A 15,021-nucleotide genomic window follows, 5' to 3' on the forward strand; every position below is an offset into this window, starting at 1 on the left:
CATGGCTGACGGGGGTTGGGCTGGGGTGGATGCGGGGTCGGTGGGTTTGCTCACCGATCACGCTGACGCGCCGGTGAACTCGTTGCTGGACAACATGGTTCACGCCGCAGCCGGGCAGGCATTCCTGGAATGGGCGCGCTACCGCGACGCCGGAGAGCTCCACCGCCAACTGGTGATGCCGGAGGAAGCGTCGGACCGCCGCACCTTCGACGCCCTGATGCAGTGCGCGGCGCGGATCGCGGTCACCCACGCGATGTCACAAGGCGCAGCCGAACGCCTCGTCGACACCGCCGTCGCGCTCCGCGACCGCCTACCCAAGGTCGCCGCGTGCCTCCGGGACGGGCGGCTCGCACCCCGGTATGTGCGCACGATCGTGGAACGCACCGACCTGCTCATCGACCGCGAGGCCCAGCAGATCGTCGACGGAGAGATCGCGGCCGCTCTTCGGCGGCGGGGATCGTGGTCGCCGTCGCGGATCCGGGACATGGTCGACCGCAGCGTCTACCGGGTCGACCCCGACGCCGTGCGCGCCCGCCGCAAGGCGGCAGTCGATGCCCGTGGGTTCTGGATCGAACGTCTCGAGGACGGTATGGCACGGGTGGAGGCGACCAGCACCGCGGAGAAGGCCATCCAGGTGTCCCGCCGGGTCGAGGCCCTGGCTCGAGCAGTCTGCAGCAACGACGACCGCACGCTCGCGGCGAGAAAATCCGACGCCCACTTCTGTCTCGTCATGGGTGTCGCGTGGGAATGCCAGTGCGGCAACGATGACTGCGATGCCCCGAAGGTCCCCGATTCCGACGCGCCCGGAACCCGAGACCTACCGGGAACGGGGTCGCACATGACGTTGCACGTCATCTGCGACCTGGAGACCGTCGCCGGAGATGGCGAGACACCGTGTTTCCTCGACGGCTACGGCGTCATCTCCCCCGCCCACCTCGACGACCTCCTGAACGAGCCCGGGCTGACCGTGTCGCCGATCGGGCATTCCGATGACCCGATCGCGGGCCACTCACCGAGTAATCCGTATCGGCCGTCGACCGCGTTGGACACCGTGGTGCGGGCGCGGTCGTTGTACTGTGACGTCGCCGGCTGCGACCGGGCCGCGTGGGTCTGCGACATCGACCACACCCGCGAGTACGACCACGAGAATCCCTGCAACGGTGGACAGACGTGTCCGGGGAACACCGGATCGAAATGCCGGTTCCACCACAACCTCAAAACCCACACGGCATTTCTCGATGACCAGACCACCGGCCGCGACGGACGCACCGAACGGGTCATCATCACGCCGGAAGGTCTCACCGTGCCCGGGCCAGCGTTCGACGGCACCGACCTGTTCCCGGCGTTGAAAGACATCCAGTTCACCGCACCCGAACACGCCCCACCCACCGACGCAACGACCCCGGGCGACACCGAACCGGAACCGACCAGACGCCGACCACGCCTGGCCGACAAACACGCCCGCCGCCAGACAGAACGCGAACACAACCGACGGCTACGCGAGGCCGAAGAGCAAGCACCCAACGCGGAACCGGACGACGACGATCACCCGCCCTTCTGATGAGACCGGCGGCCTAGACTCGCGTCCGATGACCGCCGCCGAGATCACGCCACCCGAGCAGTTCATCCGCGTCGGTGCGGTGACCCTGTGCTTCCAGGTGTTCGAAACCACCACCGAGCCAGAACACGAGCCGCCGCCGACCGTCGTCCTCATCATGGGGCTCGGTCTCGACATGCTGTGGTGGCGTGACGACTTCTGTCACGAGCTGGTGGCGCGAGGGCTTCGTGTCGTGCGGTTCGACAATCGCGACGTCGGCCGGTCGACACGTCTGCGCGGCCCGGTACCGACTGCGCTGCAATACCTTCGACGCCGCGCGCCGGTCACCTACACCCTCGAGGACATGGCCGACGACACCGGCGGACTGATCCGGGCGGTGGCACCGACCGGCGCGCACGTCGTCGGTGTCTCCCTCGGATCACTCATCGCCCAGCAGACCGCGATCCGACATCCCGACAGCGTCCGGTCGCTCGTCTCTGTCATGGGCAGGCCCGGAGACGGACGCAGCGGGAAGTCGTCGAAGCGCTACCTGCTCGCGGCGCTGCGCCTCCCGAACCCCGACCCGGTCGAGGACATGATCAACGCGTTCGAACGCATCGGCTCCCGCGGTCGGACCGCAGCCGACACCGACGACGTCCGCGACATCATGCCGCGGTCACTCGCACGGTCGACCGACGAATCCGGCTCGGGACGCCAGATCGCCGCGATCTTCGCCGAGACCGATCGCACGCACGGCCTCCAGGCGACGACGATGCCCGCGCTCGTCATCCACGGCGACCGCGACCCCGTCATCGCGCACTCCGGCGGCGAGGCGACGGCACGCGCCCTCCCCGACGCCGAACTGATGATCGTCCCCGACATGGGTCATGATCTCGCGCGCCGCTTCTGGCCCGAGATCATCGACGGCATCGAGCGCACCGTGCGCCGCGGCGAGACCGCCGAACGCTAGCCGGACGACTCGCCGAGGTCGCGCGCGTAGCCACGCAACGCGTCGATCAGCACCCCGAACACGCGGTGGGCGACGGCGAGGTCGGCATCGTCGAGGTCGGCGAGAGCAGCGCGGGTGACCGCTCCGAGTGGGCCGAAGAACTCACGCGCCACCTCCATGCCGTGCTCGTCGTAGCGCAGGATCACCCGACGACGATCGGTCGGATCCGGCTCGCGCCGAATGTGTTCGGAGGTGATCATCCGCTCGACGAGGTAGGTCATCGCCGCCGACGACATACCCAACGACGACCCCAGCTTGCCGACCGTGAGCGGCTCACCGTCCACGTCGGCGACCATGATCCGCAGCAGGGCCTGGAAATCGTTGGCACTGAGATCGTGTCGCCCGGCGAACACGCGACCGATCTGCTCCGACGCCGCCGACAACGCGCGCAGGTCCGACGCCATCGCCGACTCGAGACCCGTGCGGTCGAGCGCGCCACCCCCGTCGTCCATCGCCTCGTCATGCATCAGGTCAGGTTACGACCAACCCATCAAAAAGTCTCACTTGCTGAACAGTTAAATTTCTGAGAGTGTCATGATTCATGACCACCGCATGGGACCGCTTCGCCGCCGTCGTGACCGGGCGGCGCTCGTGGATCGTCGGACTCGTCATCCTGATCCTCGGACTGGCCGCGATCGGCCTCGGCGGCGAGAGCAGTTCGAGCGACGATTCACCGAACTCACTCCCCGACTCCGCCCAGTCGGCACGCATCGACGACTACCTCGCGACGTTCCCCGACGCGAAGGTCGCGAGCGCGATCCTGGTGGTCGACCGTTCCGACGGCGCCGCCCTGACCGATTCCGATCGTGCCGCGGTGGTCGCCGCCCGCGAACGCATGGTGCGCGTCGACCGGTCCACCGACTCCGCCCCGACCGGCCCCGCGGCGATCGTCTCCCCCGACGGCAAGGCGGCCATCACCTCGGTGCCGCTGTCGTCGGAGATCAGCGGTTTCACACTGCGCGACACCGTCGACTCCCTCCGTACCGCCGCCGACGAGGGATTGCCCGAGGGCCTCGACGCCCACGTCACCGGCGGCCCGGCCTTCGCCGCCGACATCGCGAACTCGTTCTCCGGCGCGAACGTCACCCTCCTCGCGGTGACCGCACTGGTCGTCGCTCTGCTGCTGATCGCCACCTACCGTTCGCCCGTGCTGTGGTTGGTGCCCCTGGTCGTCATCGGCGTCGCCGATCGCCTCGCGGCCGTGGCCGGCGGATCACTGGCCACCGCAACGGGTCTCGCGTTCGACGGCTCCACCTCGGGCATCACGAGCGTGCTCGTGTTCGGCGCAGGCACCAACTACGCCCTGCTGATCATCTCCCGCTATCGGGAGGAACTGCGCCGCCATCGCGACCACCGCGACGCCCTGCGCGCCGCGGTGCGGCGCGCGGGACCTGCGGTGCTGGCGAGCAACGTCACCGTCGTCCTCGCGCTGCTGACCCTGCTCGTCGCGGCCCTGCCCAGCACCCGCAGCCTCGGCGCGAGCGCCGCCGCCGGACTGCTTCTCGCCATGCTGTTCGCGCTGCTCGTACTGCCACCGGCCCTGAGCCTGTTCGGACGGAAGCTGTTCTGGCCGTTCGTCCCCCGCGTCGACGACGACCTGGTCGACGACAGCACCGCCGACCTGCACTCCACCGGCGCCTGGCACCGGATCGCGTCGACCGTCGTCGCACACCCGGCGCGCTCGTTGGTCACCGCCGTCGTGGTCCTCGCGGTCTGTGCACTGGGCTTCCTCGGCACCTCGATCGGCCTGAGCCAGACCGAACAGTTCCGTGTCACCGCCGACTCGGTCACCGGATTCGACGTCCTCGACGAACACTTCCCGGCCGGTCAGTCCGACCCGACCACGGTGATCGCCCGCACCTCCACGGCGCAGACAGTCGAGCAGGCGCTGCGCGACACCGCCGGCGTCGAATCGGTGACGCCGACCGGCACCTCCCCACAGGAGTACAGCCGGTGGAGCGTCGTCCTGACCTCGCCGCCGGCATCGGACGGCGCCTTCGACACCATCGCGGCGCTGCGCTCGGCAACCTCGCGTATCGACGGCGCCGACGCATTGGTCGGTGGTAGCGACGCCCGCGCCTACGACACCCGCAACGCCGCGTCCGACGACCGCCTGCTCGTCATCCCTCTGATCCTCGCGGTGGTGCTGCTCGTGCTGTTCGCGCTGCTGCGCGCCGCGATCGCGCCGATCCTGCTGGTGCTCGCGACCGTGCTGTCGACGGTCGCCGCGATCGGGCTCGGCACGTTCGTCGGCATCCACCTGTTCGGTTTCCCCGCGCTCGACAACAACACCGTGCTGTTCGCGTTCCTGTTCCTCGTCGCCCTGGGCGTCGACTACACGATCTTCCTGGTCACCCGGGCCCGGGAGGAGAGTGCACGACACCGGGTCCCGACCGCGATGATCCGCGCCGTCTCGGCGACGGGCGGCGTCATCACCAGCGCGGGCATCGTTCTCGCCGCGGTGTTCGCGGTCCTCGGGGTCCTGCCGCTGATCACGCTGACCCAACTCGGCATCATCGTCGGTCTCGGCATCCTCCTCGACACGTTCGTCGTGCGGACCGTGGTGGTCCCCGCGCTGTTCACCCTGGTGGGCGAACGCATCTGGTGGCCGAGTCATCCGAACCGGACCGAGGCACCCGACCGCGGATAGCATCCCCGGGGTGGAGCCCCTGACGGTGATGATGCCGGCGCGCAACGCCGAGACCACCGTCGCCGCCGCCATCCGATCGGTCACCCGCGGCCTGCCGCGCGACGGCCGGATCCTCGTCCTCGACGACGCCAGCGACGACTCCACCGCCGAGGTGGTCCGGGGTCTCGCCCGCCGCGACCGGCGCATCGGTCTCCTCGGATCCGCCGGGTCGAGGCTGGGGGTCGCCGCGGCCGCCACAGCGCTGCTCGATGCGGTCGAGACGCCGCTCGTCGCGCGCATGGACGCCGACGACATCAGCTTCCCGTGGCGGTTCCGATCCCAGTTCGCGCTGCTGGACCGACACCACCTCGACTGTGCGTTCTCCCCGCTGATCTTCGTCGGGCCCGGCAGATTCGCCGTCGAACCCCAGCCGTTGCTGTCGGCGGGCCCCGAGTCCCTCGGCCTCGAACTGGTGCTCAACTGCGCGGTCGCCCACCCGACGATGACCGGATACCGCGCCGCCATCCTCGACGTCGGCGGCTATCGGTCGGTGCCGTCCGAGGACTGGGACCTGTGGATGCGGTTGTCGCTCAACGGTGCTCGCCTGGGCCGGACCTCACTCCCCGCGCTCGCCTATCGCCGCCACAGCGGCCAGACCTCGGCGCAGTCGGAGTGGAAGGCCTCCCTCGGTCGCGACACCGCCATCGCCGAGGTCCATCGCGACCTGTGCCGCGCGGTGCTGGGCGAGCAAAGCCATCGAGATCACGGCGCCTACGCCGCCCTCGCCGGGCCCGGCGCGGCACCGGAACAGGTGGCCGCCGCCGAACGCCTCATCGACGACGTCGCCGCACAGGCGTCGCGCTTCCCCCTCGCGCAGCGGTTGTCGCTGGCGGTCACCGCGCACGGTGTACGGCTACTGCTCCGCAAGCGTTATCCCGTGTCGCCGTCGGGTATCAGCCGGACCCGATGAATCGGACGCGATGAATCAGCCCCGCCGCGGCGCGACGTGTCTACTCTGGCCCCATGAGCGAAACTGACACACGTTCTACTTTCACCGATCGTTTCCGTCTGGACGGGCGCGTCGCGATCGTCACCGGCGCCGGACGCGGCCTCGGGGCGGCCATCGCCGTGGCGTTCGCCGAGTGCGGCGCCGACGTCGTGATCGCGTCGCGGACCCGTGAACAGCTCGACGAGGTCGCCGAGACGATCCGCGGACTCGGCCGGCGCGCGGTCGTGGTCGCCGCCGACCTCAGCGATCCCGAGGTGACCGCCGATCTCGCGCGCACCGCGAAGCAGGAACTCGGGCGGCTCGACATCGTCGTCAACAACGTCGGCGGCACCATGCCCGCGGGCCTGCTCGACACCTCCGTCGCCGCCCTCGAGGGCGCGTTCCGGTTCAACGTCTCGACCGCCCATGCGCTGACCTGCGCAGCGGTCCCGTTGATGCTCGAGAACAACACCACCGAGAACAACAGCCACGGATCGATCATCAACATCACCTCCGCGATGGGCCGGCTGCCCGGGCGCGCGTTCGCGGCGTACGGCACCGCGAAAGCCGCACTCGCGCACTACACCCGGCTCGCCGCCGAGGACCTGTCGCCGCGGATCCGGGTCAACGCGATCGCCCCGGGCGCGATCGCCACCTCGGCACTGGAGATCGTCACCGGCGACGAGGGGATGCGGACCGGCCTCGAGAAGGCGACACCCCTGCGACGGATCGGCGATCCCGCCGAGATCGCCGCGGCCGCGGTGTATCTCGCGTCGTCGGCGGGGGCCTACACCACCGGCAAGATCCTCGAGGTGGACGGCGGCATCATCAAGCCCAACATGGAGCTACCACTCCCCGACCTGTGAGACCCCGGTCCCGCGAACGCGGGTTCAGCTGTTGGTGACTCCGGAGGCGTGCTCGCTCATCATCCGCGCGCCGCCGGCGAGGCCGCGCCACCCCATGCTGACCATGAGGTCGGCGGCGGTGTCGAGGTCGATGTCACCCTCGGAGATCCTGTCGGCCACGGCCTCGCCGGCACCGACGAGCGCGACGGCCATGAGCTCGAAGTCGATGTCGGTGGCGCCGTCGACGGTGGTCCCGCGGCGCAGCAGGTCGGCGATCATCTCGATGAGCCGTGAGCGGCTGGCATCGACCAGCGCGGTGAAGGCGGCCTGCCCGGTGGCGACGCGGTAGAGCACCCGCCACGAGGCGCGGTTGGCGTCGACGAACCGCAGGAACTCGTAGATCACGGTGCGAGCCTGGTCGCGCTGACGCAGACGCGGGTCGAACCCGGTGGTCATCGCCTCGATGAACCGGCCGCCCTCGCGGCTCAGACACGCGGCGAACAGCTCGTCCTTCGACCCGTAATACAGGTAGAGCATGGGTTTGCTGATGGCGGCGGCCGCGGCGATGGCGTCCATCGACGTCTCGCGGAAGCCCTTCTCGGCGAACACGGTGACGGCCGCGTCGAGCATCTGCTGCTCGCGGACCGCGCGGGGCAGTCGCTTGGTCCCACCTGCCATCGCACACCGCCTCTCGCCTACTCCGATCAGCTTAACTTACCAGGCAGTAAGTTAGGGGTTCTCGGAGCGAGTGACACCGGCGGCGCGGAAACGCACCGCGTCGAGTGCGGAGGCGACGGTGACCGCGACCATGGCGTCGTCGACCGGACCCAGCGACGGCATCAGCGTGCGCAGCAGCAACGGTCCGGTGAGCAGGTCGCAGATCAGATCGGCGTCGACGTCACCGGTGATGTCGCCGCGGGTGGTGGCCTGTTCGAGCGCACGGCGTACGGCCGAGCGACGCGGGCCCATGAAATCGTCGAGCAACCGGATGCGCAGCGTCTCGTTGCGCGAACTCTCCTCGATGAGTCCGGGCATCGCCTTGACCACCAGCGGATCGGTGAAGAACGTGACCTGCTGGGTCTGCAGGACCTGCAGGTCAGTCGGCAGATCGCCGGAATCCATCGTGGGATCGAAGACGATCCGGGAACTCATCGCCGCGGAGACGACCTGCGCGAGGGAGGCATAGCGGCGATACACGGCCGGCCTGGTGGTCCCGGCCGCGCGGGCCACCGCGTCGATGGTCGTCGCGCCATAGCCGTTCTCGACGACCATCTTCGCCGCCTCGTCGAGGATCGCATCGTCGATGGTCGAATCTCTTGGTCGCCCGGTGTTGACCATCATTCATTACAGACTGTAACGTAACGATGCATGAGGGCGAGGGTAGCAGCGCGGAGGGACGTTCGTCCCGGGGGGCGCTGCTGTCTCGATCGGATCGGGGGGTCCGATGGGTGACGCCTGGGTATGGCTGATGAGCGCCGTGATCATCACGGTCTCGCTGGTCATCTCGACTGTCACCCTCCTCGTCATTGCGCGGCTTCGGGATCTGGGGGGAGATCCCGGAGTCGCGGATGGTCGCCAGGTCTTGCGTACGCCGGACCTCGCTGTGACCGCCGAGCTGCGGGCACTACGCGAATGACGAACGAATTCTACGTGGGGTACTTCGTTCGTTGATCGCGTAGTGCCCGCCGACGGTCAGCAGTATGCCGTCGAGCGGAGCACTCGAGCCGCGGATCTGTCGATTCGATCCTCGGCGAGTCGTCCCGACCGCACCGCGGTTGTGAGTGCGGCCAACACCTCCGGCACATCATCGGTGCTCAGCCACAAGGCCATGTCCGCACCCGCGCTCAGAGCGCGCACCACCGCCTCGGCGATCGGGTACCTCGCACTGATCGCGGCCATCCCGCTGAGGTCGTCGGTGAAGATCGGCCCGTCGAACGGGCGTCCGCCGTACCCCGTCCCCGACCGCAGCAAGCGCATCGCGGCCGGCGAGATGCTCGCCGGCAGTTCGTCGCCGGTGAGCCCGGGCACGATCAGATGTCCCACCATCACCCCGGTCGACGGCACCTGTGGCGTCGACCGGCCCGGCAACAGCGTGCGATACGGGACGAGGTCGTCGGTCCGCAGCTGCGACAGCGGGGGCGTCCGTACGGTCCCCGTGTGCGAGTCGCCCGAACCGTGACCATGGCCCGGGAAGTGTTTGAACACCGGCATGATCCCGGCGTCGCTTAGACCGTCGGCGAACGCCGCGGCGTATCTCGCGACGGTGGCGGGATCGTCGGAGAACGAGCGATCACCGATGACCTCGTCGTCGGACTCGTCGCTCACGTCGGCGTCGGGCGCGAAATCGACCGTGATGCCGAGCCGGCGCAGTCCCTCACCGGTGGTCCGCGCGACCGCTCGGACCTGCCCGGGGGTCTTCGTGCGCGCCAGTTCCCGTGCCGAGGGGCTGTCGATGCCCAGGCTCGTCAGCCGCGACACCCGGCCGCCCTCCTGGTCGACGGTCACCATGAGTGGACGCGGTGACGCCTTCTTCACCGCCGCGAGACCGCCGTCGGCCAGGATCGACTTGTCGGTGAAGCTGCCGATGAAGATGCCGCCCACGTGGAACAGCGACACGACGTCGAGCGCGTCGGACTTGTCGGCGACCCCGACCACCAGCATCGTCGCGAGCTTGTCGCGCAACGACATCGACGCGACCGCCGACGCGCAGGCCGCGGAGGTGACCGGTGCCGCCGAGGCCGTGGCTGTCGCGGATGACACCGGGGCCGTGGAACGCGCCTGTGATGACGGCACCTGGCCCTGCCCGGCGGTCACGTCGTCGCCCGGGGCATCGGTGGCGCAGGCGGCCAGTGTCGCGACCAGCAGGCAGGTGCCCACCACCCGTGATGTCGTCCTGGCGCCAGAGACCGGTCGGGTACGCATCCGACGAGTCTGACATGCGTCGATCTCCGCGCCGACACGGGCGAAGAGGACTAAAATCGGGCGTCAGCGGGGTCAGACGAAGGGACCATCCGATGACCGCAACCGATGACCTGATCATGATCGCCTACGACGGCAGCGACAACGCCGATCGCGCGATCGACTGGGCGGGCCGGATCTGGGCGGGCCGCGGCGCCGTCGTGGTCACCGCCTGGGAGACCGCCCTGCACCAGACCGCGCGGATGTCGGGGATGCAGCCGATGTTCGGCACCGCGGTCGACAGCGAGACAGACCAGCTCCTGCGCATCGAGGCGGGGACCCTCAACGATCGCGGCGTGGAACGCGCCGCGGGGTGTGGGCTGACGGCGCGCGGACACCTCGTGGAGGTGACGGGGACGGTGTGGGGCGCACTGATCGACGTGGCCGACGAGATCGAGGCCGACGTCCTGGTGACCGGCACCCGCGGCGCGACCGGTCTGCGCGCCCTCATGCGCAGCAGCGTCGCCGAGCAGGTGCTCAAACACTGCAGCCGACCGGTCCTCGTCGTACCCGCACGATGCACCGGACCTGCCACCCCTGTGACGTGAGCGGCGAATGGTAGCTTGACCGGCATGACCGACAACCGTCTCATCGCCGGAGCCGTGGCCGGGATCATGGGCGTGATCGTCGCCATCGCGGTGGTCTTCCTCGGCGGCTACCTGGCCTCCGACGACACCCCGTCGACGTCGGTCAACAGCTTCAACGCCGACAACGGTTTCGTGAAGGGCTCGGTCGACTACGGAACCCGCGACAACGCCGGCGTCTCCAACTGACCTCAGGCCACTGATGGTGGCCGATCGGCTCTCGCGCCGAGGGGTCGCGCTCGTCGCCCTCGTGGCGCTGCTCGCCTCGTTCGTCCAGTCGCCCGGCGACGTGTCGGCCGACACCAAACTCGATCTCACCGCCGACCCCCTCGGCTTCCTCTCCCGCGCCACGCACCTGTGGTCGTCGGTCGCGCCGATGGGCCAGGTACAGAACCAGGCCTACGGCTACTTCTTCCCGCACGGCGCGTTCTTCGTCCTCGGCGACGTCATCGGTCTGCCCGGCTGGGTGACCCAGCGACTGTGGTGGGCGCTGCTTCTGACGGTGGGCTTCGTCGGCGTCGTGCGGCTGGCCGAGGCCCTCGGCATCGGCAGCCGCGGCTCACGTCTGTTCGCCGCGACGGCGTTCGTCGTGAGCCCCCGTGTGCCCACCACCATCGGTTCGATCTCGTCGGAGACGCTGCCGATGATGCTCGCGCCGTGGGTCTTGATCCCGGTGGTGATCGCGCTCGGGCGCGACGACCATCGGGGGTCGTTGCGGCAGCTCGCGTTCCGCTCGGCCTGCGCGGTCGCACTGATGGGCGCGGTGAACGCCGTGGCCACGGCCGCCGCCTGCGCCGCAGCGGTGCTGTGGTGGGCACTGCACGTCCCGACGCGTCGGGCCGGGGCCGCGCGCTGGGCCCGGTTCACCGGGTGGTGGGCCCTGGGTGTCGCGCTGGCGTGTGCGTGGTGGGTGGTCCCGCTGCTGATCCTGTCGCGGGTCAGCCCCCCGTTCCTGGACTTCATCGAGTCGTCGCGGGTGACCACCCGGTGGACGTCGCTGACCGAGGTTCTGCGCGGCACCAGTTCGTGGACCCCGTTCGTCTCACCCGACCGGGTGGCCGGGTCGCTGCTGGTGTCGTCGCCGGTCGCCGTGCTCGCCACCGGGGTCGTCGCGGCCGCCGGGCTCGCCGGGTTGGCCATGCGGTCGATGCCCGCGCGCGGCCGCCTGATCACCCTCGCCGTCGTGGGACTGGTCATCATGGGGTGTGGGTGGTCAGCGGCGTTGGGTTCGCCCGTGGCCGACCAGGTCCGTGCGTTCCTCGACGGCGCCGGCGCACCGCTGCGCAACATCCACAAGTTCGACCCGCTGATCCGCATCCCGATCGTGTTGGGCATCGCCCATCTGCTGGCACGGGTACCGCTGCCCGGTGCGGTGCCCTGGCGCGCGGCGAGGACGGCGTTCGCCCACCCCGAACGATCGCGGCCGGTCGCGGCGACGATGGTGCTCACCGTGGTGCTGTTCGGCGCCGGTTCGCTCGTGATCACCGGGCAGCTGGCGCCGTCGGGCACGGTGCGGGCGACACCCGATCACTGGCCGCAGACCGCAGCGTGGCTGCGCGAACACTCCGGTGACCGTGCGCATCCCACGCGGGCTCTGGTGGTGCCCGGGGCGCCGTTCGCGGTGCAGACGTGGGGGCTCACCCGCGACGAACCACTGCAGCCGCTCGCGACCACGCCGTGGGCGGTGCGCGACGCGATCCCGCTGGTGCCGCCCGGGGCGATCCGCGCGATGGACTCCGTGCAACGACAGATCGCCTCCGGTCGCGGGTCACCCGGGCTCGCGGCCACGTTGGCGCAGCAGGGCATCGGGTACGTGGTGCTGCGTGCGGACCTCGCGCCCATCCGGTCGCGGTCGGCTCGACCGATCGTGGCGCGCGCGGCGATCACCGCCTCCCCCGGGTTGTCGGAGGTCGCCGAGTTCGGGCCGCTCGTCGGGCCCGGAAGGGTCAAGGGCGTCGTCGGCGACGACGGGCTGATCCCGCCGATGCGCGCCATCGAGATCTACCGGGTGTCGTCGACCGTCGGATTCGACGGCACCGCACCGGGACTGGTCGACCTGGCGGCGATGCCGCGGGTGGTCGGTGGCCCGGAGTCGTTGGCGCGCCTGCAGGAGCACGCCGCGCGCACCGGTGCCCCCGCCGTCGGCCCGACCCTCCTCGACGCCGACGCACGACGCGCAGGCGTCGACGACACCGGCGCGGCCGGCGCGATCGTCACCGACACCCCCGCCGACCGCGAGGTCGACTTCGGTCGCGTCGACGACCACAGCTCGGCCATCCGCGCGCCCGGCGATCCCCGACGGACCCAGAACACCGCACCCGACTACCCCGTCCCCGGGGCAGGTCTCGTCCGCGGGCAGTGGCTCCTCGACGGCCGGCCGGACGCGGTGTCGGTGACGGCATCGGGATCCGCCTCCGACGCGACACAGCTCGGGCAGACCCTCCCCGCGAACTCGCCCGCCGCCGCCTTCGACGACGACGCGAACACCTCGTGGGTGAGTCGCGGCCTCGACGCCGCCGTCGGTCAGTGGCTCCAGGTCGACTTCCCGCAGCCACGCTCGAACCTGTCGGTGACGATCACACCCGGTCAGGCCCTGGGTCCGGCGGTGACCGGTCTGCTGATCACCACCGACAGCGGCACCTCGGTCGCCCAGGGCATCTCCCCCGGGCAGCCGGTGACCGTCGTGGCCCCGAGCGGTCCGACCCGCTCGCTGCAGGTACGCGCGATCAGCACCGAGAACGGCACCGCGGGAAGTCAGTTCGCGATCGCCGAACTCGCGCTCGCCGACACCCGGACCGGTGCACCGCTCGCCATCACCCATCGCGTCGTGCTGCCCACGCAGACCGCGGGACGAGCCGTCGCGCAGTGGGATCTCGGGCAGGACCTCCCCGGGCGCACCGCCTGCGCACCCGGACCCGACCTCACCCGCTGTTCGTCGGCGCTGGCGCTCTCCCCCGAGGAGCCGGGGCTGTTCTCCCGAGTGCTGTCGGTGCCCACCGACACCACGGTGACGCCGCGGGTGTGGTTGCGCGGCAGGCCCGGAACGCCGCTGAACACCTTCCTCACGCCCACCGATGCGGCGACCGCGACGGGCGCATCGGCGGTGCCCGATCAGCGCGCCTCGGCCGCGGCCGTGGTCGACGGCGACCCCGGGACCACGTGGATCGCGCCCGACTCCTCCACCCGCCCCGGGTCACCTCCGGCGTCGGTGCGGATCGAACTGCCCGCGCCACGCCTGATCGACTCGCTGACCATCACCCGCCCACGCGGCCTCTATCCCGCGGCACCGCGGCGGGTCGCGATCGATCTCGGTACCGGTCGTCAGGTGCGGACGGTGCCCGCCGACGGTCGGATCCGTCTGTCGCCCGCCCGCGCCTCCGTCGTCACCGTGACGGTGCTCGACGCGACGGACCTCGTCGACGTCAACAGCCTCGGCTTCGCGGCGACCGCGCCGGTCGGCATCGCCGAGATCTCTCTGGGCGGCCCGGACGGGGCCACGATGCCGGTCGCGTCGCCGGACCGTCTGGTGCGGATCGGTTGTGCCGCCGGTCTGACGATGTCGCTGGGATCGCAGACCGTACCGCTGTCGGTGACGACCACCGCACGTCAGCTCGTCGCGGGCACACCCGTCGCGGCGACGGTGTGCGGATCCGGCCGACCCCTGGCCGTGCGCGCCGGCGAACAGGCGGTGTCGGTCAACCCGTCGGGGGCGTTCACCGTCGACTCGGTCACCCTCACCGCCGCCGGCTCGGCCACCCCGGCACCGGCGTCGGACCGTCTCGAGCCGGTCGCGACCGGGACCTGGTCGGCCGATCACCGGACGGCCACGGTCGACGCGTCCCCGAGGCCGCGGGTGCTCGTGGTGCCCGAGTCGGAGAACTCCGGATGGCGCGCGAGCCTCGACGGGCGCAGGCTCAGCCCGATCGTGGTCAACGGCTGGCAGCAGGGCTGGATCGTGCCCGCGGGCCTCGCCGGCTCCGTGACCCTCGACTACCCGCTCGACACGCCCTACCGGCTCGCGCTGCTGCTCGGGCTGGTCGCGGTCGCCGTGTTGTTTGCTCTGACGGCCATCCCCTCCCGACGCGGCGGAGATCGAGCCGATCCGCTGTCGGTCGGGCGACCCCCGCGCGCACCGGTTCTCGCCGGCGTGGCCACGGCGGCGGCCGTCACGGTGCTCTCGGGTGGGTACGGACTGCTCGTCGGCGTCGTCGTCGCCGCGGGCGTCCTCGCGCTTCGCCGACGGCGACCTCGCACCGTGCCGGTCGCCGTCGCCGCGGCCTTCACCCTGGCGGCCGCTGGCCTGTCGCTCGGTCCGTGGGGTTCGGGGGATCCCTACACGGGGTTCGACTGGTGGGTCACCGTTCCCGCGCTCGCCGCGGTGGTGGCGCTCATGACCGTCGTCGCGGTGCCGGAGCGCGCCTTCTCCCAGGCGCGCAGGCGACGCCGCGCGGGTTCCTCCACGAGTCCGTAA

13 protein-coding genes are annotated in these 15,021 nt (G+C 70.6%); 9 read left to right on the forward strand and 4 right to left on the reverse strand.

What is annotated here, in order from left to right; genetic code table 11:
• Nucleotide 1 precedes the first annotated feature (1 nt).
• Together ACQ7HM_RS03885 and ACQ7HM_RS03890 are read left to right on the forward strand one after the other, a co-directional pair.
• Nucleotides 2–1,561 carry a DUF222 domain-containing protein gene (locus tag ACQ7HM_RS03885; RefSeq protein ID WP_434214911.1) on the forward strand — a complete coding sequence of 520 codons (1,560 nt, stop codon included), beginning with the start codon at nt 2–4 and terminating at the stop codon, nt 1,559–1,561.
• Between the two features lie 28 nt (nt 1,562–1,589).
• Nucleotides 1,590–2,507: an alpha/beta fold hydrolase gene (locus ACQ7HM_RS03890; RefSeq protein ID WP_434214912.1), complete on the forward strand. Its 918-nt coding sequence runs from the start codon at nt 1,590–1,592 to the stop codon at nt 2,505–2,507.
• On the opposite strand, the gene ACQ7HM_RS03895 is transcribed toward ACQ7HM_RS03890, so the two are convergent.
• Nucleotides 2,504–3,013 (reverse strand): MarR family winged helix-turn-helix transcriptional regulator, encoded by a 510-nt coding sequence (locus ACQ7HM_RS03895; RefSeq protein WP_434214913.1) that lies wholly within the window; start codon nt 3,011–3,013, stop codon nt 2,504–2,506. The two genes, ACQ7HM_RS03890 and ACQ7HM_RS03895, sit on opposite strands and share 4 nt — an antisense overlap.
• A gap of 74 nt (nt 3,014–3,087) precedes the next feature.
• Between ACQ7HM_RS03895 and ACQ7HM_RS03900 the strand changes: the two genes are divergently transcribed.
• The 3 genes from ACQ7HM_RS03900 to ACQ7HM_RS03910 are packed head-to-tail and all read left to right on the forward strand — an operon-like array spanning nt 3,088 to nt 7,029.
• Nucleotides 3,088–5,196 carry an MMPL family transporter gene (locus tag ACQ7HM_RS03900; protein WP_434214914.1) on the forward strand — a complete coding sequence of 703 codons (2,109 nt, stop codon included), beginning with the start codon at nt 3,088–3,090 and terminating at the stop codon, nt 5,194–5,196.
• A gap of 10 nt (nt 5,197–5,206) precedes the next feature.
• The gene (locus ACQ7HM_RS03905) at nt 5,207–6,145 is read left to right on the forward strand and encodes a glycosyltransferase family 2 protein (protein WP_434214915.1); all 939 of its coding nucleotides are present in this window, start codon (nt 5,207–5,209) and stop codon (nt 6,143–6,145) included.
• A gap of 53 nt (nt 6,146–6,198) precedes the next feature.
• Nucleotides 6,199–7,029, forward strand: a complete 831-nt coding sequence (locus tag ACQ7HM_RS03910) for an SDR family oxidoreductase (RefSeq protein ID WP_434214916.1) — start codon at nt 6,199–6,201, stop codon at nt 7,027–7,029.
• Nucleotides 7,030–7,053: 24 nt separating this feature from the next.
• Here ACQ7HM_RS03910 and ACQ7HM_RS03915 read toward each other — a convergent pair whose 3' ends face one another.
• Together ACQ7HM_RS03915 and ACQ7HM_RS03920 are read right to left on the reverse strand one after the other, a co-directional pair.
• Entirely contained in the window at nt 7,054–7,686 is a 633-nt protein-coding gene (locus ACQ7HM_RS03915; RefSeq protein WP_434214917.1) for a TetR/AcrR family transcriptional regulator, read from the reverse strand.
• A 51-nt stretch (nt 7,687–7,737) separates the two neighbouring features.
• Entirely contained in the window at nt 7,738–8,349 is a 612-nt protein-coding gene (locus ACQ7HM_RS03920) for a TetR/AcrR family transcriptional regulator (RefSeq protein ID WP_434214918.1), read from the reverse strand.
• Between the two features lie 103 nt (nt 8,350–8,452).
• Here ACQ7HM_RS03920 and ACQ7HM_RS03925 point away from each other — a divergent pair, with 103 nt between their 5' ends.
• Nucleotides 8,453–8,644 (forward strand): hypothetical protein, encoded by a 192-nt coding sequence (locus tag ACQ7HM_RS03925; RefSeq protein WP_434214919.1) that lies wholly within the window; start codon nt 8,453–8,455, stop codon nt 8,642–8,644.
• 56 nt (nt 8,645–8,700) lie between these two features.
• Here ACQ7HM_RS03925 and ACQ7HM_RS03930 read toward each other — a convergent pair whose 3' ends face one another.
• Nucleotides 8,701–9,930 carry a glycoside hydrolase family 3 N-terminal domain-containing protein gene (locus ACQ7HM_RS03930; RefSeq protein ID WP_434214920.1) on the reverse strand — a complete coding sequence of 410 codons (1,230 nt, stop codon included), beginning with the start codon at nt 9,928–9,930 and terminating at the stop codon, nt 8,701–8,703.
• Between the two features lie 92 nt (nt 9,931–10,022).
• Here ACQ7HM_RS03930 and ACQ7HM_RS03935 point away from each other — a divergent pair, with 92 nt between their 5' ends.
• Genes ACQ7HM_RS03935 through ACQ7HM_RS03945 form a run of 3 tightly spaced genes read left to right on the forward strand, consistent with a single transcriptional unit; the run spans nt 10,023 to nt 15,021 of the window.
• On the forward strand, nt 10,023–10,514 hold the full coding sequence (locus ACQ7HM_RS03935; protein WP_434214921.1) for a universal stress protein: 492 nt from the start codon (nt 10,023–10,025) through the stop codon (nt 10,512–10,514).
• Nucleotides 10,515–10,538: 24 nt separating this feature from the next.
• Entirely contained in the window at nt 10,539–10,739 is a 201-nt protein-coding gene (locus ACQ7HM_RS03940; RefSeq protein ID WP_045821299.1) for a DUF2613 domain-containing protein, read from the forward strand.
• Nucleotides 10,740–10,752: 13 nt separating this feature from the next.
• Complete coding sequence (locus ACQ7HM_RS03945) at nt 10,753–15,021, forward strand: alpha-(1->3)-arabinofuranosyltransferase domain-containing protein (RefSeq protein ID WP_434214922.1); 4,269 nt, start codon at nt 10,753–10,755, stop codon at nt 15,019–15,021.

Origin of the sequence: Williamsia sp. MIQD14, from assembly GCF_051025635.1 — a bacterium.
Taxonomy (GTDB): Bacteria; Actinomycetota; Actinomycetes; order Mycobacteriales; family Mycobacteriaceae; genus Williamsia_A.